The sequence below is a fragment of the Apibacter sp. HY039 genome (genome assembly GCF_004023655.1).
Classification (GTDB): Bacteria; Bacteroidota; Bacteroidia; order Flavobacteriales; family Weeksellaceae; genus Apibacter; species Apibacter raozihei.
This window is the reverse complement of sequence record NZ_SAYM01000006.1, coordinates 67624-90231: the sequence shown is the minus strand read 5'-3', so window position 1 is coordinate 90231 and position 22608 is coordinate 67624. Positions and strand designations below refer to the sequence as shown.

General features: G+C 31.3%; 22 protein-coding genes and 1 tRNA gene. 9 read left to right on the top strand and 14 right to left on the bottom strand.

Annotation, left to right across the window (positions count from 1 at the left end; genetic code table 11):
* Positions 1–9: 9 nt before the first annotated feature.
* The 5 genes from trmD to EQ921_RS11800 all read right to left on the bottom strand — a co-directional run bounded on the left by trmD (position 10) and on the right by EQ921_RS11800 (position 2964).
* Positions 10–687 carry a tRNA (guanosine(37)-N1)-methyltransferase TrmD gene (gene trmD / locus EQ921_RS11820; RefSeq protein ID WP_128331804.1) on the bottom strand — a complete coding sequence of 226 codons (678 nt, stop codon included), beginning with the start codon at positions 685–687 and terminating at the stop codon, positions 10–12.
* A 33-nt stretch (positions 688–720) separates the two neighbouring features.
* Positions 721–1257: a YfiT family bacillithiol transferase gene (locus EQ921_RS11815; protein ID WP_128331803.1), complete on the bottom strand. Its 537-nt coding sequence runs from the start codon at positions 1255–1257 to the stop codon at positions 721–723.
* A 9-nt stretch (positions 1258–1266) separates the two neighbouring features.
* Positions 1267–1668 (bottom strand): hypothetical protein, encoded by a 402-nt coding sequence (locus EQ921_RS11810; protein ID WP_128331802.1) that lies wholly within the window; start codon positions 1666–1668, stop codon positions 1267–1269.
* Positions 1669–1790: 122 nt separating this feature from the next.
* The gene (locus EQ921_RS11805) at positions 1791–2483 is read right to left on the bottom strand and encodes an NUDIX hydrolase (protein ID WP_128331801.1); all 693 of its coding nucleotides are present in this window, start codon (positions 2481–2483) and stop codon (positions 1791–1793) included.
* 4 nt (positions 2484–2487) lie between these two features.
* A complete protein-coding gene (locus EQ921_RS11800) occupies positions 2488–2964 on the bottom strand; it encodes an Lrp/AsnC family transcriptional regulator (RefSeq protein ID WP_128149727.1) in 477 nt (158 codons plus the stop codon).
* A gap of 240 nt (positions 2965–3204) precedes the next feature.
* Here EQ921_RS11800 and EQ921_RS11795 point away from each other — a divergent pair, with 240 nt between their 5' ends.
* Both EQ921_RS11795 and EQ921_RS11790 read left to right on the top strand, forming a co-directional pair.
* Positions 3205–4122: an ion transporter gene (locus EQ921_RS11795; RefSeq protein WP_228427700.1), complete on the top strand. Its 918-nt coding sequence runs from the start codon at positions 3205–3207 to the stop codon at positions 4120–4122.
* Between the two features lie 2 nt (positions 4123–4124).
* Entirely contained in the window at positions 4125–4559 is a 435-nt protein-coding gene (locus tag EQ921_RS11790; protein ID WP_128331800.1) for a nucleoside deaminase, read from the top strand.
* On the opposite strand, the gene EQ921_RS11785 is transcribed toward EQ921_RS11790, so the two are convergent.
* The 4 genes from EQ921_RS11785 to EQ921_RS11770 all read right to left on the bottom strand — a co-directional run bounded on the left by EQ921_RS11785 (position 4560) and on the right by EQ921_RS11770 (position 9638).
* Entirely contained in the window at positions 4560–5624 is a 1065-nt protein-coding gene (locus tag EQ921_RS11785) for an inorganic phosphate transporter (RefSeq protein ID WP_128331799.1), read from the bottom strand.
* A gap of 9 nt (positions 5625–5633) precedes the next feature.
* Positions 5634–6275 (bottom strand): DUF47 domain-containing protein, encoded by a 642-nt coding sequence (locus tag EQ921_RS11780; RefSeq protein ID WP_128331798.1) that lies wholly within the window; start codon positions 6273–6275, stop codon positions 5634–5636.
* A 107-nt stretch (positions 6276–6382) separates the two neighbouring features.
* Positions 6383–8317: a DNA primase gene (dnaG, locus tag EQ921_RS11775; RefSeq protein WP_128331797.1), complete on the bottom strand. Its 1935-nt coding sequence runs from the start codon at positions 8315–8317 to the stop codon at positions 6383–6385.
* A gap of 196 nt (positions 8318–8513) precedes the next feature.
* Positions 8514–9638, bottom strand: a complete 1125-nt coding sequence (locus EQ921_RS11770) for an efflux RND transporter periplasmic adaptor subunit (RefSeq protein WP_128149717.1) — start codon at positions 9636–9638, stop codon at positions 8514–8516.
* A gap of 238 nt (positions 9639–9876) precedes the next feature.
* Here EQ921_RS11770 and EQ921_RS11765 point away from each other — a divergent pair, with 238 nt between their 5' ends.
* A complete protein-coding gene (locus EQ921_RS11765; RefSeq protein ID WP_164875633.1) occupies positions 9877–11757 on the top strand; it encodes an ATP-dependent DNA helicase RecQ in 1881 nt (626 codons plus the stop codon).
* A gap of 42 nt (positions 11758–11799) precedes the next feature.
* On the top strand, positions 11800–12459 hold the full coding sequence (locus tag EQ921_RS11760; protein WP_128149713.1) for a uracil-DNA glycosylase: 660 nt from the start codon (positions 11800–11802) through the stop codon (positions 12457–12459).
* Between the two features lie 36 nt (positions 12460–12495).
* Here the strand turns inward: EQ921_RS11760 and EQ921_RS11755 are convergent, their stop codons facing one another.
* The 4 genes from EQ921_RS11755 to EQ921_RS11740 form a co-directional block, all read right to left on the bottom strand.
* Positions 12496–13290, bottom strand: coding sequence for a hypothetical protein (locus EQ921_RS11755; protein WP_128331795.1), 795 nt, complete (start codon positions 13288–13290; stop codon positions 12496–12498).
* Positions 13291–13396: 106 nt separating this feature from the next.
* Positions 13397–14641 carry a hemolysin family protein gene (locus EQ921_RS11750; protein ID WP_128331794.1) on the bottom strand — a complete coding sequence of 415 codons (1245 nt, stop codon included), beginning with the start codon at positions 14639–14641 and terminating at the stop codon, positions 13397–13399.
* 8 nt (positions 14642–14649) lie between these two features.
* The gene (lptC, locus tag EQ921_RS11745) at positions 14650–15225 is read right to left on the bottom strand and encodes an LPS export ABC transporter periplasmic protein LptC (RefSeq protein ID WP_128331793.1); all 576 of its coding nucleotides are present in this window, start codon (positions 15223–15225) and stop codon (positions 14650–14652) included.
* A 28-nt stretch (positions 15226–15253) separates the two neighbouring features.
* Positions 15254–16531, bottom strand: a complete 1278-nt coding sequence (locus tag EQ921_RS11740) for an aromatic hydrocarbon degradation protein (RefSeq protein ID WP_128149705.1) — start codon at positions 16529–16531, stop codon at positions 15254–15256.
* Between the two features lie 167 nt (positions 16532–16698).
* On the opposite strand from EQ921_RS11740, the gene EQ921_RS11735 reads away from it, so the two are divergent.
* Positions 16699–16771, top strand: a tRNA-Phe gene (locus tag EQ921_RS11735).
* A gap of 232 nt (positions 16772–17003) precedes the next feature.
* On the opposite strand, the gene EQ921_RS11730 is transcribed toward EQ921_RS11735, so the two are convergent.
* On the bottom strand, positions 17004–17579 hold the full coding sequence (locus EQ921_RS11730) for an N-acetyltransferase (protein ID WP_128331792.1): 576 nt from the start codon (positions 17577–17579) through the stop codon (positions 17004–17006).
* 505 nt (positions 17580–18084) lie between these two features.
* On the opposite strand from EQ921_RS11730, the gene EQ921_RS11725 reads away from it, so the two are divergent.
* The 4 genes from EQ921_RS11725 (at position 18085) to EQ921_RS11710 (ending at position 22552) form a co-directional block, all read left to right on the top strand.
* Entirely contained in the window at positions 18085–18516 is a 432-nt protein-coding gene (locus EQ921_RS11725; RefSeq protein ID WP_128331791.1) for a hypothetical protein, read from the top strand.
* Between the two features lie 152 nt (positions 18517–18668).
* Positions 18669–19112 carry a PACE efflux transporter gene (locus EQ921_RS11720; protein ID WP_128331790.1) on the top strand — a complete coding sequence of 148 codons (444 nt, stop codon included), beginning with the start codon at positions 18669–18671 and terminating at the stop codon, positions 19110–19112.
* 181 nt (positions 19113–19293) lie between these two features.
* Entirely contained in the window at positions 19294–20496 is a 1203-nt protein-coding gene (locus EQ921_RS11715) for a cation:proton antiporter (protein WP_128331789.1), read from the top strand.
* Between the two features lie 175 nt (positions 20497–20671).
* Positions 20672–22552 (top strand): ABC-F family ATP-binding cassette domain-containing protein, encoded by a 1881-nt coding sequence (locus EQ921_RS11710; RefSeq protein ID WP_128331788.1) that lies wholly within the window; start codon positions 20672–20674, stop codon positions 22550–22552.
* Positions 22553–22608: the final 56 nt, after the last annotated feature.

Sequence of the window (22608 nt, the reverse complement as noted above, 5' to 3'; positions counted from 1 at the left end):
TTTTTAGAGCTATTCATTAAATAAATCAGGTCTTTTTTCCTGTGTATGTTTTATGGACATTTCATGTCTCCATTCCTCAATTTTAGGAAAATTACCACTTAATAAAATCTCAGGAACTTTTATTCCTTTATATTCTTCTGGTTTGGTATATACAGGGGGTGCTAATAAATTATCCTGAAAAGAATCATAAAGGGCAGAGGTTTCATCATTAAGAACACCAGGTAACAGGCGAACAATAGCATCAACTAAGACACAGGCTCCCAATTCTCCACCACTCAGGACATAATCACCTATAGATATTTCACGGGTAACAAATAAATCTCTTACCCTTTGATCTACCCCTTTATAATGTCCACATAAAATAATGATATTTTCTTTTAAGGATAAATGATTACAGGTTTTTTGATTTAAGGTATCTCCATCAGGAGTCATATAAATAACTTCATCGTAAACTCTCTCTGATTGTAATTGCGAAATACATTTATCTATAGGTTCCACCATCATCACCATGCCTGCACCACCTCCATATTGAGTATCGTCAATTTGTCTATAATTGCCTTTACCATAATCCCTTAGATTATGAAAGTGAATTTCAACTACTTTCTTATCCTGAGCCCTCTTCATAATCGATTCCTGCAAGGGGCTTTTCATTATGTCAGGAACAGCACTGATGATATCTATTCTCATGAATTTCTTAATTTATTTATAATAGCAGGTGAATTAATTCCAGTTTTTAAAATTTTTCAATGTCATTATATGGGCAAGATGATGTTCTCCATGCCAGGAATACATCTCTATAGCATCTTCGATCTTAACAGGCTCGTCAAAGTCAGGATGTTTGAAAACCTTTTTCATTTCGGCCGGAGACATTTTATTGAGTAGTATTACCCATCTTTGATGTACACCTTCAAGTATTTGTAAAGATGGTCGAATAGGAGCATTTAATGAGTCGTCCAGTACAGCCCATAGTTCCTCTTTATAAGGCTTGATTGTAGGTAATTCTTCTGTTAAAGCCAGCTTAATACGAATAAAAGAATTCATGTGACTGTCTGCCAGATGATGAATTACTTGCCGTATACTCCATCCGTCCTCTCTATAAGGAGTATCTAACTGTTTTTCTGACAAGTCAGATACTTCTATTAACAATCTTTTGGGTAAAGATTCTATTTTTTGAATCAATATTGATAGATCTTCAGCTGTTAAATTTTGGGATTTTTTAAACTTTCCAATCGGATACTTCAATTTTTCAATGTTCATAAATTAAAATTATTTAAAAAATTTCCATCGGGGAATAATTGGTACTAAAGCAAATCCGATAAAGAAATATAACCCGTGTATGGCATCCAGTTCTTCCAAACCTAATGAAAGATGAAAAAGAATATCAATAATTAAAGAAGCGGTAAATAAATAGATTCCGTTTTTTTTAAAATTGTAGGTTCCGTAGGAGCCAATGATCATTAAAATACCAAAAATAATATTTGAAACAAAAAACCATTGAGGAGCTCCGGGGAAATATATTTTCATAAATCCTAATATACCCAGAAGAATGGGTATGCTTCCCATAAAGCCCATGTAAAGGGAAGATAATAAAAATCCAACAGATTTTTTATTTTTTACTTCAAAATATTCTTTTGGACGTTTACCAAAAATTTCTTCATCACTGCTCATAACTATTCTTTATTTTACTACCCTTAGGCAAAGTAAAGGTAAAAAAAATATTTAATCGAAACAGGAACATTAAATTTTAAATAAATTGTCAATAAAAGTTAAAAACAGGAGGTCTAAGTGTTTTAAAATAAAAAATCATAACCTTTAAGGCTTAGTTTTTCATATTTTTCTTCATCAAACTTAAATAATTTGGCAGATTTTCTTGAACCTGAATTGTCAGTTAGATCCGTTTCTATAATTAATTGAGAGTTGAATATTTTTTTTCTAAAGTTTCGTTTATCCATTTCCCGGTTGAGTGCAGTTTCATATAATTTCTGAAGTTGAGAAATGGTAAAGTGTTCAGGTAATAAATAGAAGCCTATAGGTCTTCTTTTAACCCTTCGTTTTAAGCGTTCTTTAGCATATTCAATAATTTCGTTATGATCGAAAGCCAGATCGGGAATTTTAGAGTATTCTATCCATTCTTCTTTCCTGCTTTTGGAATGCTCTAATAGCTTTTCATCCAGTTTGACAGTGCCGTAATAGGCAACATTGATGACTCTTCCTAAAGGATTTCTAAAAACTTTAGCAAAAGCCTTTAGCTGTTCAATGTATATTTTTTCTTCGTTTGTGTGAGAATATAACAACTCCTTAACCTTGGAATCAATGCTTTCATCTGCTTTTACATATATGGCAGGAAGAAGCATTGCTCCAAGAAAAGGGTCGTTTTTTTTCTTTCTGAGTAAAACACGTAGTTTTTCCCCGTCAAACCCGAATAAAACCAAAGAGGTTGAAATAGCTACATTAAAATAGATTTCTTTTTCTTCGGGTGACATAATTTTATTTGAATAGAGCGTCCATTAATCTGTTCTGATCGTTGATGTTCTCTTCAAGAGAAATCATACTTTCAGTTCTTAAAACGTCATCTATATCATCTATTTTGTAAATAACATTTTTAGCATCTTCAGCATCTTTAGCATTTATTTTACAATAAATGTTATATTTTCCTGAAATTACATTAGCAGTTGTTACATTTGGAATTAATGCAAGTTTTTCAAGAACACTTTGAGTTTTGCTTGATTTGGTTAATAATATACCAACATAGGCAATAAAACCATATCCTAAAATGGAATAATCAATGTTTAAGGAAGTTCCTTTAATAACTCCTGCATCTTCCATTTTTTTAACTCTTACGTGAATTGTACCCGCAGAAACATCCATTTTTTTTGCGATTTCTGTAAATGGCATTCTTGTGTTAATAGACAAGTACTGTAAAATGCGTTTGTCTGTGTCGTCTATATAAAATTTTTCTTTCATGATGAAGTAAATTTATTGTTTGTTAAATTAATTTGTTCTTATTTTGCAAATATATGAAATTTATTTAGACAGTATTTAAGTTTTTATCTAAATAATGTAAATTATGAGCAAAATCACCATCAATCAGACAAAAATAAGGAATATTTCCAAGTATACATTATTTTATTTTTATATTTGTTATTATTTAATATGAAAAATAATAAATTTATTCAGAACTGATTATAATAATTCCGATTTGTGATGAAATTTTTTAAAAGAATAAAATTTTTTTTCGAAGGATCTAATTCAAAACAAAGAATGGGAAGTGCCAAATGGAAATTTGAACTTCATGAAATTATTTTTGAATCAGACACATACAAAGGAAAAATATTTGATGTACTTCTTTTGTTTTTTATCACATTAAGTACACTGATTATCATGTTAGAAAGTGTAAGAGGGATAAATAACAAAATTGGTTTCTGGCTTTATATTCTGGACTGGTGGGTGACAATATCCTTTACTATTGAATATGCCTTAAGGCTTATTAGTGTTAAAAATCCTAAAAAATATGTGGTTAGCTTTTATGGAATTATAGATTTATTATCCATTGTGCCTACATACCTTAGCATTATTTTTATACAATCTCACTATCTAGCAATTATACGTATTTTAAGATTGTTAAGAATTTTCAGAGTTTTAAAATTAGGAAATTATGTAGACGAAAGTAACATGATTCTTATTTCTTTGCGTAACAGTAAAAGAAAAATTTTTGTGTTTCTGTATTTTATATTAATTACCACCCTGATATTAGGCGCATTAATGTATGTGATCGAAGGAGGGCACAATCGGGAAAGCTTTTCAAGCATTCCGCAATCTATGTACTGGGCAATAGTTACTTTAACTACAGTTGGGTACGGAGATGTTGCGCCTGTTACAATATTAGGAAAAATTATTGCCTCAGGGATAATGATTTTAGGTTACTCTATTATTTCCGTGCCGGCGGGTTTAATTTCCGTAGAATACAGACGGAATAAAAACTCTCTCATGAATACGCAGATATGTCGTTACTGTATGGCTGAAAATCATGAAATTGATGCCATTTATTGTAAACGTTGCGGACACCTACTAAATGAACCGGCAGAGGATGAAGTTAATAAAAAGCAAGAGAAAAAATCATAAAGATGTTTACGGATGAGTATTATATGAAAATTGCTTTACAGCAAGCAAAAGAAGCTTATGAAAAAGATGAAGTTCCTGTAGGAGCGGTTATTGTAGCAAATAATAAAATACTGGCTAAAACACATAATTTAAGTGAAATTCTTACAGATGTAACTGCACACGCAGAAATGCAGGCGATAACTTCGGCAAGTAATTATTTGGGAGCAAAATATTTGCACGGCTGTACTTTATACGTAACTCTGGAACCTTGTGTCATGTGTGCCGGTGCATTATACTGGTCCCAAATCAGCCGGGTAGTTACTGGAGCTTCAGATAAAAAAAGAGGATTTATTTCTCAGGGAATACAACTACATCCTAAGACAGAATATGTTTTCGGTATACTTGAAGATGAATGTTCACAATTACTACAGGATTTTTTCAGATCTAAGAGAATGTAATTACATAAAAAGACTTGCAAACCAATATACTATCATAGCTAATACAGCACTGACTGGAATGGTTAAGACCCAAGCCCACAATAACTTTATAGTAATTCCCCAGCGAACTGCTGAAACTCTTTTTACCAATCCCACTCCAATAATAGAGCCGGTTATAGTGTGAGTAGTACTTACCGGGATGCCTAAGTGTTCACTTAAAAATAAAGTTATAGCTCCGGAAGTTTCCGCTGCAACACCCTCCAAAGGAGTAACTTTAGTAATACGAGTTCCCATAGTTTTAACAATTTTCCAGCCACCGGACATAGTTCCTAAAGCGATAGCTATAAAACTGCTGATGGGTACCCACCAATAATCTGCAGTAAAATGTTGAAAGCGTTCTGTCGCAGACAGATTAACATATTCAGCGGCATGGACCACGTTGACTTCATAAAAAATAAATGCGGCACCAATGATACCCATTACTTTTTGAGCATCGTTCCCTCCATGTCCTATGCTAAATGCGGCTGAAGAAACCAGCTGAAGCCTTTTAAACCATTGATCCGCTTTAAAAGGATTTGCCTTTCGGCAAATGTTTATAATTATTAAAGTAATTATGGAAGACATAACCATACCTACAAAAGGGGCTATGAAAATAAACAGGATAATAGGAATAACTACCGGATAATTGATAACGGCCTGACCCGCTTCGCTGAAACCTCCAATATGCGCAATAGCTGCTCCTATAAAGCCACCAATAAGCGTATGAGAAGAAGAAGACGGAATCCCTGCCCACCAGGTAAATAAATTCCAGATGATAGCGGCTACAAGTCCAGAAAAAATTACTTCAAGTGTAATAAAGTTTTCGTGCACAGATTTAGCTATAGTATTTCCTATTTTGAATTCTCCAATAATATGCAGGGAAACAAAATAGGCAACAAAGTTAAAAAATGCTGCCCAAAGAACTGCCTGAAAGGGAGTTAAAACTTTTGTTGAAACAATAGTTGCAATTGAATTTGCCGCATCGTGAAATCCGTTAATATAATCGAATATTAAGGCTAATACTACGATAGTAATAAGTAAAGTCATGGGAGATACTTAAGAATATTTAACTAAAATAGATTCGATAATGTTAGCTGATTCTTCACATTTGTCGGTAACATCTTCTAAATATTCCAAAACATTTTTTATCTTGATAATATCCAATACATCTTTTTTACTTTCAAATAAAGCACTGAGTTCCTTACTGAAAACATCATCTGCTACATTTTCAATACGATTGATTTCTACACAAGAGACAAGAACCTCTTTAGGTTTTTTAAAATCACGCATATTGTAAATTGCTTTCTTAAGCTCCAAGGTACTGTCATTTATAAGATTCGCAAACGTAGAGTAAGCTGAGATGTAAGGAGACTTATAAAGTAGTGTGTACTTGGAAGAAGCATATATGAAATCGGCAATATCATCCAAAGAAGAGGCTAGCTGATGTATATCTTCTCTATCAAAAGGAGTAATAAAGTTTTTTCCTAACTCAATAAAAATGTTATGTGTTAATTTATCATTTTCATGTTCATAGTGTTCCATTTTTTTGTAGAACGCTTCCGTGATTGTGTCTGGTGATTTCATTCCTTCCACCATGTCTTTCGACATAGCGGTTAAATTATCTGCAACCTGTTCAAACAAACTATAAAATACTTTATCTTTCGGTTGAAATAATCTAAAAAATGCACTAATACCCATAGTTTTATTTTTAGTTTACTTTCTTTTCTGTGGCAAATATATTGATTTTTATATTAACAGAATTGTAACTCAAGAATTAATTTTATTTAAGCTTTATATGAACTTTGTCAGATGATTCGGTTTTCCAATCCATGAATTTGTTTCAGCAACTTATCAAGATTCATAATCTGCTTAAATATATCAACCCTTCTGTCTTCTGTGAGTTCACTTTCAGAAAGCTCTCCTGCCAATTTTTTTTTCATTTCGAGAATTTTCAGAGCTTTGTATTTTAAAACGACATCTCTGGTATTTTTGGAAAGATTTTGCTCCAGTGTAGGAACAAAAATTTCCTTTACCTGCCAGTTTTCACTAATGAAATGTTTTTTTAACATTTTTTCTGCTGCGAATCTTGTAAATTCTTCGTCTTCCGATTTAACAAAAAAATCGCCTGTTCGTAATTCATTATTTTCTATTCCTTCAACAATATCTGCAAACACTTTATTATAAAAATCTATGGAAAACTGAATATCATCTTCACGAAAACGCTGAACTATTTCCTCTATAATGGTTGTTTTATAAGGTTCTTCATCTTCCATGTAATTGATCAGTATTTCATAATTCCCAAAAGAAAGCATTAAATCAAGAATGTCTTCTTCGATTTTATAAGTAAAATCAACCTCTTCCTTTTTTGCAGATTCTACAGGCTGAAGTTTTAGCTCTTTTCGAAACTCATTTGTATGAGATTGAGTGTTTTGTTGCGTAATCTGTGCAAGTTCACTAAACAGAACCTGTTCTGAAATATCTAATAACCTTGAACATTCTTTAACGTAAATTTCTCTTTGGATAAGGTTTTTAATCAAAGCTATACTACCAACAATATCTCTGATAAGGCCTGCCTTTTTAATGGGATCTCCCTTAGTTTCTTTTAATAATACATCCGTCTTAAACTGTATAAAATCTTTAACATTTTCTTTAAAAAATTCAGAAAGTTCTTCAGATGTGTGAGAACGTGAGAAACTATCGGGATCTTCTCCGTCCGGAAAGAGAAGAACTCGAACATTCATATTCTGTTCCAGAATCATATCAATTCCTCGAAACGAAGCTTTAATTCCGGCAGGATCTCCATCATATAAAATGGTTATATTATCCGTAAGTCGTTTAATTAATCGTATCTGATCTACGGTTAAAGAAGTTCCTGAAGATGCTACTACATTTTTTATCCCGTTTTGATGAAGAGAGATTACGTCCATATATCCCTCTACCAAAAAGCAATTGTCTTCTTTAGTTATATGCGATTTTGCCTGAAATAAACCATATAATATTTTACTTTTATGGTAAATTTCACTTTCCGGGGAATTAAGATATTTAGCAGTTTTTGCATTATTTTGTAAAATACGTCCACCAAAACCTAAAACTCTTCCGGAAAAACTGTGAATAGGGAAGATAACCCTCTCTCGAAATCGATCTATGCCCAGAGTGTAATCCTCTCTGAATATACTAAGACCTGATTGTTCCAGAATTTCTTTTTTATATCCCTTATCTGAGGCAAATTGTGAAAACGAATTTTTATTTTTGGGAGAATATCCCAATTGAAATAATTTAATAATTTCTCCTCTTAACTCCCTTTCATTAAAATAAGATAATGCAATGTTTTGACCTTCTTCCGAATTCCAAAGTTGATCCTGAAAATATTCATTTGCTACTTCGGATAACTGGTATAAACTTTCTTTATTGAGCCGAAGTTCCTTTTGATCTTCGGAAAGCTCTGCCAAATCATCTTCAATCTCAATGTTATATTTTTTGGCTAAATATTTTAATGCTTCAGGATAGGTATAATGCTCCTGCTCCATAATAAAGGTTACCACATTTCCGCCTTTTCCTGAAGAAAAATCTTTCCATATTTGCTTAGCAGGCGAAACCATAAAAGAAGGTGATTTTTCATCAACAAAAGGACTTAAACCTTTATAATTACTTCCAGATTTTTTCAGATTTACAAAATCGGAAATAACTTCTTCAACCCGGGCTGTTGAGAAAATTTTATCTATAGTTTCTTTAGAAATCATAAATACAAAAATACATCATTTATAATTAGATTCTAAATTTGATAAGTAAACTCAATATAATACAAGAATAGTTAAATTATAGTGGATAAATTATCCAGAAGGCTAAGTGAAATTTTTGACAACTATGGCCTGAAAATTTATAGTAACAGAGATCATTGTCTGATTATGAATAGAGATTTAAATATTTTGTTTAATATTACTCTTGCTGATTATTATTGTTTTTATCCGTATCTGATTCGCTAGGATTCCATATTTTAATCTTATCGGTTTTGTTGATGCCCTGAACCTCAACAAAAAGACCGTCTGAAAGGCCAAGTTTTATAAAAACTTTTTTAAATTTATTATTAGGCTGTAAAATTTCAACAAACGGTTTATCATTTTCATACTGTATAAGAGCTTCTCTTACAGCAAGTATATTTTTTCTTTCATTTAATATTACTTCAGCATTAGCGCTATAGCCTGCTCTGATGGTAACATTTTCAGGTTTTAAAATATCGGCTTTGATTTCATACTTAACAGCCCCGTTTTCTTCTTTTCCTTGTGGAGAAATAAAAGAAAGTTTACCATCAATACTTTTATCCCGTAATGCGCCTATTACAATTTTTAATGGCATTCCTTCTGTCATTTTTCCAGCATCAGATTCATCAACTTTTCCCTCAAAAATCATTTTACTTGTATCTGCTACTGACGCAATAGTGGTTCCTGCGTTAAAAGTATTAGCCTCAATTACCTGGTCTCCTACTTCTACAGGTACTTCAAGAGCAATACCATTAGCTGTGGAACGAATTTGAATACTGGCTAGATCTTCAAGTCCGGGAGCAATACCGGTTCTGGCTATTTCATATTCCTGTTGGGCTTGTTTTAAAGTTTGCTGAGCCATTTTATACTCGGTTTCCGAACTTTCATATTCCTGTTGAGAAATAACTCCCTGACTATAAAGTAATTTTTGACGGTTAAAAATTCTTTGTTGGTTATTTAGCTGAATTTTAGCTGAATTAATTGATTGCATTGCCGTATTGACGGATGCTACCACAGGAACTACCCTTATAGTGGCTATAAGTTCTCCTACTTTTATTTCATCACCCTCTTTGACAAATACTTCTTTTATAATTCCGGAGATATTGGGTTTTATATCAATTTTTTCTTTTGGATTTATTTTTCCGGTAGCTATCGCTTTTTGCTCAATAGTCGTTATTACTGGCGTCTCAGTTGTATACTCCGCATTTTCCTGGGTATTGGTTTTGATGACATACCATAGGCTGTAGATTAAAAGTAGCAAAAAAATAATTAGCAAAGTAATCTTAAGAGCTTTATTTTTCATGACCAGTTTATTTCTGTTTTTTTAATACTATAATTAATAAGTATAATAATTCATTATTTTGTTACGCAAAGATAATTTTTTTATTTGGGAATAATTGTGTTAGACAATTTTTTGAATTGAAGCCTGAACTGAAATTACGAAAATATAAGGTAATCAATTAACAGAAAAATGAATTTAAAAAATGTAAATGTTAAGATTTTAATATATTTGTGAGAGTAAATACTAAATGTCTGCCTTGATGGATTTTTCAATGCCAAATAAAATATTACAATTATATTGGGGATATCAGAATTTTAGAGATCCACAAAAAGAAATTATTGTAAGTATTTTGGAAGGCAATGATACCATAGCTCTTTTACCGACCGGGGCGGGGAAATCAATTTGTTACCAGGTTCCGGCACTGATGGGACAGGGAACCTGTATAGTAGTTTCTCCTTTATTGGCACTTATTAAAGATCAGGTATTTCAATTAAAAAAAAGAAAAGTTCCTGCCGCCTACATTTCTTCAGATCAGACGGCTGAACAACAGACAGCTTCATTCACAAGCTTAAGGAATGGAGAATTAAAATTATTATATGTATCACCCGAAAGACTGCTAAACCGTACTTTTCTTGAGATAGTTAAGGATATTGAAATTTCTTTTTTGGCAGTTGATGAGGCCCATTGTATTTCGGAATGGGGAAATGATTTTAGACCCTCTTATCAGCAAATTGAAGATTTTAGAAAATATATTGGTTATCAGACACCTTGCATGGCATTAACTGCTACTGCTACTGAAAAGGTTTTAGGGGAAATTATTAAAAAGTTGAATCTTAAAGATGTACAGCTTTATAAGAAGTCATACGAAAGAAAAAATCTGGCTTTGCAAATAGTTAATACTCAGGATAAAATTGGCCAGATTGAAAGGGTATTAAAAAAATATAGAGGCTCAGGAATTATTTATTGCAGAACGCGTAATGAAACCAGAAATTTATCTCAGCTTTTGAAAAGCAAAGGTTTTGATGTAGATTTTTTTCATGCTGGATTACCTGCTCACGAGAAAGTGAAAAAACAAAAAGAATGGACGAGCAGTGATTCAAAAGTATTAATATCAACTAATGCTTTCGGAATGGGAATTGATAAAGAAAATGTAAGACTAGTTATCCATCTTTCTCCTCCTTATTCATTAGAAAATTACTACCAGGAAGTGGGTAGAGCAGGTAGAGATGGGAATTTATCTTTTGCTTTCCTGTTTTGGTCAGAAAGTGAATTTTCCGATATTTCATCGGTTTTAACTTCTTCAATACCTACACGTGCAGATTATAATAAGATTGTCCGTTACCTGTATTCCTTTTACGGTATAGCTCCTAACGAATTGCCTGAAAATATTTTTGATTTTGATTTACAGGAATTTCAGAAAAGAACAGAGCTTTCTCAAAGTAAAATTATTTCCGTTTTGGAATATTTGAATAATTCCGGAGTTTTGCAGTGGAAGTATGATACATCCGATAGTTTAATTCAGTTGAAATTTCCTGTTGAAAGATTAGATTACCATTCATTTGGTAAAGATTCATTTCTTATGGAAAAAATTGCCAGAATTATCACCGGTGTTTTTTCATATCAGGTTAAAATTAATGAAAAAAAATTATCTGAAACACTAGGGATTTCTTACGAGCATCTTCACAGTACCTTTATAAAATACAATTTAACGGGAGATATTAGTTATGTAGATGGAAACAGGCAAAAAATATATTTCCTCATACCCAGAAGTGATACACTTATTTTAGAGGATTATTGGAATAAATTCCGCCAGATTCAGGAAAATAAGCTATATAAGTTTAGGGAACTTGAGTTTTTTATTCTGAATAAAAAACATTGCAGAATGAGGCTCATATTAGGATATTTCGGAGAAAGAGCTAAACATGATTGTGGTAAATGTGATGTTTGCATACAAAAAAACAAACCCAAATTATCTTTGAATGAACTCTTAAATTTTATATGTATTGAGCCAAGGACCCGAGAAGATATATATACAGAATTTGATTCCAATTCGGTAGCCGAGATTCAAGAGTACTTGCAGGAACTACTATCAGAAGATAGGATTAAGTTATTAAATTTCAATACATATTCTATAAATTGACTTTTTTAAAAAAATATGTTTTACTTTAGCTTATAAAAGTGTATGGATATAAAAATAGAACCTTCATGGAAAAAAATTCTGGCTTCCGAATTTGAAAAACCGTATTTTACTTCATTAATTGAATTTGTTAAAAATGAATATAATACTTATACCTGCTTTCCTAAAGGTAAAGATATTTTTAAAGCTTTTGACCTTACCCCTTTCAATCGGGTAAAAGTTGTTATATTAGGACAGGATCCCTATCATGGCGTAGGTCAGGCGATGGGCTTATGCTTTTCGGTTCCAGAAGGAATTGCTTTTCCACCTTCATTAAGAAATATAATGTCCGAATTAAAAACTGATTTAGAAATTGATTTAAAATCAGGGAATTTAACTTCCTGGGCAGAACAAGGGGTTTTTTTACTAAATGCTACTTTAACAGTTAGGGCGCATGAAGCAGGCTCTCATCAAAAAAAGGGCTGGGAAACTTTTACGGATTCAGTCATTGAAAAGATTTCAGATGAAAAAGAAAATATTGTATTTGTACTGTGGGGAAGTTACGCTCAGCAGAAAATAAATCTTATAGATACAAATAAGCACTTTATAATAAAATCGGTACATCCGTCTCCATTATCTGCACACAGAGGCTTTTTTGGCTCTAAACCTTTCAGTCAGACTAATCAGTTATTGGAGGCTAAAAAAATAACCCCTATTCACTGGTAGTAAATAGGGGTTATTTTTTTAGATTATTTATTCAACTTATTCAGAATCTTTTTGATTTTTCAATTCTTTTTCAAGTTGTTTCATTATTTTTTTCTCGTTCTTTTTGTATAACTTCTTTTCTTTTCTACTCATATCCTCATAATTTTTTTCAAATAAATCTGAGGTGTTACCAACATCGTCTTTGGTAATCTGAATAGTTTCGTCCAATTGATTATCAGATGATTCAGTTACTTTAGGGTTTGTTTCGACAGGTTGTGTTTGAATAGCCGGTTCTTCAATTTCTTCGATAATGATTTGTTTGGTTTTTCCTTCTGAATCCGAAGATTTAGTATCAACAACAGGATTATCTATTTGTTTTTGAACAGGTACGTCTTCAATTTTTTTAGTTTCTGTAGTTATGATTTTTATTTGAGAATCTGTAGCCTGAGTCCCTTTTGTTTCCGGAACTTCAATTAATTCAGTCTTTTTACTATCAGAAATAACAGTTTTTTCAGGTACGCTGGATGATTGAGCTTCTTTTGCCGGTTGAGAATTCTCTTTGTCGTAAGAAGTGATACCGGTTCGGGTAACTATTTCGCTTTTTACAATGGTCCCGTCAATAATATACCAATATTTGTTTCCTAATTCATCCTGAGTCATAATGACATCATTGGGTGATGAAAAAGAAGAAGATGAAGGAACACCTGAACGTGAATTGCTCGCTAATAATTCTATTTTTCCGTCTACTTCTCTAAAAGCTACGTCCCCGCTCGAAGAAGGTCTTACCTTATTATTCTGGGCAAATATGGAAAAACTTATTAATAATGAGAAAATAGTATAGTTTCTTTTCATAATCATTATGCATTAATCAATTATAAATATTTCAGTGTACTAAGGTACTGAAATATTTTTTATTTGCAACAGTTATTTTTTTATAAAAAAAACGAATTTTTCAATTTTAATTCGCATTAAGAGATAAAGATACTTCTTCTATTTTAGAATTGGAAACTTGTGTTATTGAGAAAGTTTTATTTTCGAATTGAATTTCACTTCCTTGTAACGGAATATTTCTTGTTAAGCTGATAAGAAAACCACCCAACGATGAATATTCGTTACTTTCCGGTAAATTCAGATTATATTTTTGATTAAGATACTCAATAGATAGTTTGGCAGAAAAACAAAAATGGTGAGAATCAATTTGATTATCTGTGCAATCTGATTTGTCATGCTCATCTTCAATATTTCCGAAAAGTTCCTCTACAATATCTTCCAGAGTTATAAGCCCCGAAGTTCCTCCATATTCATCAAGAACAACCGCTATAGTCCGGCTTTTTTTTAACATACGGTTCATAATTTCCTGCACGGAAGATGTTTCATGTACAATTTCAATCGGCAATAGTATGTGTTTGATGCTTTTAGGCATTTTAAACAAATCAAATATATGAACATATCCAATAACATTGTCTATCACATTTCTGAAAATAAGAATTTTAGAAAAACCACTTTCATTAAATGCTTGAGTGAGTGTTTCAATTTCTTCTTCCACATTTACGGCAATAATTTCTTTTCTGTGAATCATACAATCTCTGGCCTGTAAATCTGAAAATTTCAAAGCATTTTTGAAAAAATGAACTTCTGCATCAATGTGAGCTTTATCAGAAGAATTTTCAATTTTTTCATCAATAAAACACGATAATTCTTCTTTTATAACCAGTGGAGTTTCTGTATCAGAGTTTTTTTCCTCAGTTGTCATCAGGAAGAAAGTCAGAAATCTGGATAAGAGTAACGTTAATGGAGATAAAATTATGTAAAATAGAAAAGCTGGAGGAGATAAAATTTTTAGAAGTGTATCAGAATAAGCAGTGAAAATAACTCTTGAAACGAAAATTAGTATTAATAAAAAGCTGAAAATTAAAAATAGTGTCAATAAAAGGGAGATATATTCAGAATTATTAATCAAGAAAGATCCAACTCCCAAATGAAGAATAGAGAAATATCCTAAAAATACTATAGAAATGATGTATCCTGCTGTAAGTGTTGCTAAATAACGTTTGGGATGATCGCCCAGGTAAACGTTTAACTTAGATAACCAGGAATTTTTTTTTCTTTCTAATTCAAGAAGCATCCTGTTGGAATTAAGAAAAGCCTCTTTCATACCGGAAAAAAAGAAAACACAAAAGGTGGATATTATAATGATAGTCATTGTAATATTTATTGTTTCATATCATTATTGTATGGGAGCGTTCCTGAATTGTTTTTAAGCTTAAAATTTTTAAAGTCTTCAGAAGCTTCTATCCCTTGGGTTGAAATATTAGTAGTAACTCCATCACCTCGATATATGCGTACCGTATCGTGAGTAAATATTTTCCTGTTGTTTTTATCCCAAAACAAAATATTTGTTTTTAAAGTGTCATTATCTGAGTTAATAATTACCACATTGTTTCTGGCTTCATACCAACCGGTTTTTTCAATAATTTTAGCATAATCTGCTTTTAAATGACCGGGTTGCCTTTTATCTTTTTCGTAAAAATCCATATCAACTCCTTTAGGAAAAAGAGTATATGGGGTTTCAGAATATTCGTACTCCTCAATTTCCGGAGCCCTCAACGTGATGGTCGTATAAATGGAATCCGAAAGTATGAGTTTCGCATTGAATATTTTACGGGAGACAAAATTAGTGCTTTTTTTTCCCAGTTTATTAGTTGAATCATCGGAACAGGATACTGAAACTATATAAAATACGCCAGCAAGCAATAAATTAAAAGCAGAAAACAACCTGATTCTCATGTTATTATGTAATTGCAGGATTTATTTTTTAATCATACTGTCTTTTTCTAAACCAAAGATCATCAAAGTTGAATCCTACTTTAAAGTTAAAAAAGTTCTCTTTGATTAATCCATTAGATGTAGTCCCGCGTTGGCCTACTTCTATTCCCAGATTCAGTAAAGAAGGATCCTGTCTTCCGGCTTTTCCTAATGGAACACCTACACCGGCTGTAACTCCATACTGATTAATGGTGTTGTTATACAACTCTATACCGGTATTTTCATAATAAACACCATATCTGTAAATAACTCTTTCAAAATAAGACCTAAAACCATTAACATTAGGTAAAATCCAGCCACCTAAGGAAACCCGGTATTTATTTTTATATTCTAAGTTATTTTTTATGTCTTCAGGAATGGATAGCTTGGATTGATTGGTATATTTGAAATCAGCTGCCAATGACCATTTCTGCTCTTTCCCGTAGGCAACTCCTAATGAAAAAGAGGAAGGAAGCTTGGTATCATGATCACCTCGCGTGTATCGAATTGTATCCACGGAAGTTTTAGCTCCGTCAGTGTTGTAGTAGTAACTGGAATATAAATAGTGAACGCTGGTGCTTACATCATGACCAAGGGTAAAAGTGGCACCGATTTTTAACAAATGATCACTAGGTAATTTTTTAAGGTAGGCAGCTCCTAAAGTGTAATCGAAAAAACCATATTGTTTTTTATTGGATATTCCTGAAATAAGAGTCGAGCCCTCAACCGAATTTTCCTGTTCTTTTTTAAGCTCTCCCCAAACATAACCTATTTTAGCACCTAATGCTAATTCATCAGTAATGTTATAGGAATAAAATCCGCTGAATGAATTTAAACCTCCCCGGCCACTTAATACTGATTTTTGGTTTAAAGTAGTCTGAGTATTAATGTTCATGTCATATCCCATGTTGGTGTAGGGTTGTAGACTTAAACCGGCTCTGGATTTATCTCCTATAGGAAATGCAATTGAAACGTTGGCTAAGTAAGTCGTCGATCGTCCACTGCTTTCCGTTGAAGTTTTCGCTTTATTATAATCTGTATTAACTCCCAGATTAAAGCTGGTAAAACGAAGATTCATATTAGCAGCTGGATTTGCAAAGTTGGCTTCATTAGCAAAGTCAGAAATGTATGAGGTACCTATTCCTCCCATTGAGGACAGGGTTAAGTCTGAATTAATTTTACTTTCTCCTAATCCTATCGATGAATAGGCAGAAGTAGAAGTTTGCTGTGCATAAATACAATTAGTGAATGCAAGAATTGATAATATTCTGATTATTTTAATTTTCATTCAGTGAAATTTATTTCAATGTGCAAAGATGTTAATAATGTACCGATTATAAAAATAATTGATTACAAAAATTATGTTAAAGACTTTAACGAAAAAAAAAAATAAATATTTTTTGAAAAATATTTTGAAGTTAAAAAATAAGCTCTATCTTTGCAATCCAATTCTGAGGTACCTTAGCTCAGTTGGTAGAGCAAAGGACTGAAAATCCTTGTGTCCTTGGTTCGATTCCAAGAGGTACCACTTCAAAAATCCATAATCAACTTGATTATGGATTTTTTGTTTTTTACTTACTTTCCTAACTATTTACCCATTATTATTAATATATCTTACAATAAGTTTTGTTGGACAATCTCAATTATAAACATAAAAATATATTTAAAAAGTACAATTTACATTTACTTAAGTATGTAATTCCAAAATATATAAAATTTATATTTGTTACTTAAGCATGAACTTTAAAATAAATTTAATATTATACATTTCTTAATTTAAGAAAAAAAAGAGGGTAATTAAGTTCATTTGTTTCATGAAAAATGGTGAAACCTAACCGGGTATAAAATTTTATATTTTGTGGAGTAGTGGTTTCTACATAAATTACATCTCCTTGGTATCTATTTAAAGTCTCTTTTAATAATTTATTACCAATTCCTTTCCCTTGATATTCCTTGCGAATGCCCATTAGCCACAAATGTTTAAACGGTTCTTTAGGATGAGAGGCCTTTAAGAGTTTTTCTCGTTTGAGAATTTTAAAAATATTTTGCACACCTATACATTTTAGTAGTAGTTCTGTTTCCCAATAAACTTTTTGTATGCTCGGATAAATTTTGTTAATATATAGTACGCATCCATTTTTATCATCACTTAAATATATTTCGCCATACTTCATTGCCATTTTAAATTGATAATCCATGAGAGCCATAAGTCTTTCATATCTTTTTGTGTCTTTTTTTATAGTAAAATTTATAGAATTAGGAATGAGTACATCATAAAAAGCACTGTGCAATATTTCAAGGACTACATTTTTTTCTTTTTGAGTTACTTCTATCATTTGTTTTTACGTTAAACTCTTCATTTTATACTTTGTTAATATTCATATATAAAAAAATAAAAATCAAATCCCAAATCTTCTTTATTTACACTATAGATTTTAAAACCATTTTTTTATAAAATGAAATATTTTTAATGTGGATGTTTCTATTACAATTGCATCTTTTTTTGTTTTAAAACATAATTCACCGATTTATTGTTTACAAAAGCCTTTGTCAGCGTATGGTTAATTTTACCATAATTTTCACTTACTGCTTTTTTCATATTTCAAATTCTTTAACTGATAGGAATAAAATAAAAAGCTAATTTAAGCTAAAATGTTCTTGATTCAATTTTTAGAGCTAAGGGAAAATGCGTAGTAATATTTTTAAGGAAATAATAATTTTCTTCAGATAATTTTTTGTTTTAGACTTATTTATCTGTATGTTAATTTGTTATAAGTATGTTTAGAATTATGGCACGCTTTTAGATTAAGGCTAAGTATTAAATTAAAAAATCTAATAATCATGAAAAAGTTCTTAATATTAACTTTAATGTTAACAGTAGCAACAACAGCATATGCTCAGAAAAGTTCTAAGGAATTAAATAAAGAATATGGGCAGGAATACAAAAAAATTGGAACAGATCCTTCTCTTACCGGGTATGAAAAAGGACAAAAAAAACGCGAACTTGCTTTAAAACAGAAACAGGCAAATATCAATAATAAAAATCAGCATAATCATCAGCATAATAGTACCGCTGGAACTAATAATGATGTAATAAAAAAAGATATTGAAGCTAAAATAAAACATCTGGATAAACAATACGACAGAGACAAATCCAGAATTGATAAAAGTGTTTCATTAACTAAAAAAGAGAAAAAAGCTCAAAAGAAAACCTTAGAAAAAAGATATAAAGCTGAGAAAGAAGTTTTGAAAAAAGAAAAAGACAAGTATTAATATACAGATAAGTAATTCATTACAATTAATTAGTTTAAAGCAGATTCAAAAAGATTGAATCTGCTTTCATTTTATTAGCGGTTATGCAAAATATAACTAAAAAACTCAATAGTTTGATTTGTATAGTATAAGGTTTTAGAATACATTTACGTATGAAATTTATAGAACATATAAAGTTTCGCACGCCCTATGAAAGATCTTTTCATGCTATAATGTATGAAGCTGTAGGTATACTTACCAGTGCGCCTATCATATCTTTTCTTACAGATAAATCCCTTGAAGATTCAGTTTTTTTAGCTTTATTAGTTTCAATAACTGCCATGCTTTGGAATTACATTTTTAATTGGCTGTTTGATCAATTACAGCAGAAATTTCAGTTTAATAAAAATTTGTTTATAAGAATTTTGCATGGAGCAGTTTTTGAGATAGGTTTAATCATATTTACCGTACCACTGATTTCATGGATTCTCAAAATGAGTTTTATGAATGCATTTTTTTTAGAATTAAGTATGCTTTTATATTTTTTTCCCTATACAATTGTGTTTAACTGGGTGTACGATAAATTACGTTTTTTACTATTGAAAAAATACAGTTAAAATTGTATTACTGTTAAATTGTGATATGAAAAGCTTTATTACTAGTTACATTTCGTCTCCAAATCAGGTATTTAAATAATGTGGAGTAGATAAATTTACGTTTAAAGCTTATTTTTTTACCTATCTTTATCCGGCTGATAAAAAATTAGATAGAAATTAAAAATATTTACAAGCTATAGTTATGGAATTACCTCTTTTTACTAATTTGTTGATTTTACTGGTTACTGCACGGATTTTTGGAGAAATATTTGAACGTTGTAAGCAGCCAGCGATGATAGGAGAGATATTTGCTGGTATAATATTAGGGCCAAGCTTATTAAATATCATTCACCGGACAGAAGAAATTAAAGTCATTTCTGAATTAGGGATTTTTTTATTAGTTATCATAGCTGGACTTGAAATAAATATTGATGATATAATAAAATCTTTAAAAGGTAAAAATATAATTATATCTATAATGGCTTTTTTCCTACCTAATTTCAGCGGTTTTTTAGTCGGTTATTTTTTTGGATTACAAGCTATGACCAGCGTATTTATTGGTCTGTGTGTAGCCATAACCGCTTTGCCCGTCAGTATAAGAATTTTGATGGATCTAGGGAAAATAAATTCGAAAGTAGGACAGAAAATAATATCCATTGCAATATTTGATGATGTATTAGCCTTATCGGTTTTAGGAGTTTTGCTCAATATTAAAGATACGGATATGTCTATGCTTGCGGTAACCAAAGCAGGAGGAATATCTCTGCTTAAATTATTTGTTTTTATAGGGTTGCTGACTTTCACCTATTTAATGATTAAAAAGCTCACTCATAAAAGCAATTATATAGAAGATTTACTGGACAGACTTATATCTGTACTTAAAGGCAAAGAGCCTTTATTTGCTATATTTTTTGTATTTGTTTTACTTTTTGCCACTTTTACGGAAACACTTGGCTTACATTTCATAGTCGGTGCTTTTTTTGCCTCCATGTTAATCAGCGATTCCCTGATAGGGAAAAGTAATCTGAAATCAATTGAAAAAACAACCAGTAATATGGCTATGGGCTTTTTAGCCCCCATTTTTTTTGCAGGAATCGGACTGGAGTTTGAAATTACATCAATACATAATATAGGTTTGCTGGTTTCTGTCATTTTGGTATCCTATGTATCTAAAATATTCGGAGGATATTTCGGAGGCATTTTAGCAGGGTATGGAAAAAACTTTTCTTTGACTTTAGGTATAGGGTTAAATGCAAGGGGGATAATGGAACTGGTTATAGCTAACATTGCATATAAAGCAGGATTAATATCCAGTGAGATATTTTCCATTTTGGTTCTTATGGGAGTATTTACAACTATTACCACTCCGGTTATGCTAAAACAAGCATTCAAAAAAATTGAATAAATCTTTTGATAGCAGAAAATGCCTTTAAACTGATTGGAGGTAAAGATTTGAATTTTAACACGAACTCATTCAATGGGTGCAAATATTTTATTTAAAATGTTAGATTTCTTTATTGATATAACTCTTTTTATATGGGATATGGTGCAGCGATTAGTTTTTTTTCTATTTTTGGGCTATGAATTACTTATCAGTAAATAGCCTTAGTAAATCTTTCGGAATTAGAACTTTATTTTCAGATGTATCTTTTCACGTTAATGAAGGGGAACAGATAGCATTAGTTGCAAAAAACGGAAGTGGGAAAACAACCTTATTGAAAATATTGGCAGGAAAGGAACAACCGGATTCCGGAGAAGTAATTATTAATAAAGATGTTAAGGTTATTTTGTTCGAACAATCCGATTCTTTCAAAGAAGAGTTGACTGCCGAAGATTATATATTTACCCATTCAAATCCAGTTTTGGATGTGGTTCATCATTATGAAAAAATGATAAAACAAGATCCTGAGAATCCAGGACTTATGGATTTGATAGAAAAAATGGATCAATGGGATGGTTGGAAGGTAGAGCCTGTAATTCAGGAAATTATATCCAAACTTAAAATAGATTTTTTAACCCAGCCTATCAAAAAATTATCTGGAGGTCAGAGAAAGCGTATTGCATTAGCTAAATTTCTGATAGACATAAGCTTTGAGAAAGGTCATGTTTTGTTAATTCTGGATGAGCCTACTAACCATTTGGATATAGATATGGTGGAATGGTTGGAATATTTTCTGAACAAGGAAAATAAAACACTTATATTAGTAACTCACGACAGATATTTTCTCGATGCAATATGTACTAAAATACTGGAATTAGAAGATGAAATGATTTATGTTCATAGTGGAGATTATGAAACTTATGTTGTAAACAAGGCCTTGAGGATAGAAAATCAGGGAGCACAAATAGACAAGGCAAAAAACCTGTACCGGAAAGAGCTGGAATGGATGAGAAGACAGCCGCAGGCAAGAACTTCCAAGTCTAAAAGTCGTATATCTGATTTTTATAAAACAGAAAATATAGCTAAGCAGAAGATTGATAATTCTCAGGTACTTTTGGATATACAGATGACCCGTTTAGGGAATAAAATCATAGAATTGGAAAAAGTCTCAAAAAAATTCAAAGAAAAAGTGATTTTGAACTCTTTTTCACATGTTTTTTCAAGAGGAGCCAAAATTGGCATTGTTGGCAAAAATGGAGTAGGAAAAACAACATTTTTAAAAATTCTGGAACAAGAAGAGTCGTTTGATAGTGGAAATATAGAGTGGGGGGAAACACTTAATATCGGTCATTTTAAACAAGAAGGTATTATATTTAAAGAAGAACAGAGAGTTATTGATTTTGTTAAAGATATAGCGGATTATTTTCCTCTTTCAAATGGAAAACAGCTTTTTGCAGGTCAGTTTTTGGAGCTTTTTCTTTTTAAGCCTGAAACTCAATATACTCCTATCTCAAAGTTGAGCGGGGGAGAAAAAAAACGATTACAATTGTTAGCTGTTTTATATAAAAACCCCAATTTTTTAATATTAGATGAGCCAACCAATGATTTAGATTTACCGACATTAACCGTGCTTGAAAATTTCCTTAACGAATATCAGGGCTGTTTACTAATAGTTAGTCACGATAGATATTTTATGGATAAAGTAGTGGATGAATTAATGATTTTTGAAGGAGAAGGAGAAATATCATGGTTTATAGGTAATTATACGCAATATTTTTTAGATAAAAAAGAAAATGAGTCAAGCATAACAACAGATAAAAATGAAACTGTAAAAAAAGATAATAAAATTAAAGATGAGCAAATTAAGCCTAAAAAATTATCTTTTAAAGAAAAAAGAGAGATGGAGGCTTTAGAAACAGAAATTCCATCACTTGAAAATGAAAAGAAAAAGCTTACAGATCAGTTATCCATATCTGATTTAGAATTTAAAGAAATCCAGAAAATCAGTTTGCAGTTAGAAAAAGTAGTAGAAAAATTAGAGGAAAAAGAAATGCGATGGCTGGAACTAAATGATATTTAGTAAATATTATATTCTACACTTCAGTAAAGGCAATTCTTTTTCCGCAGTTAGTTTTT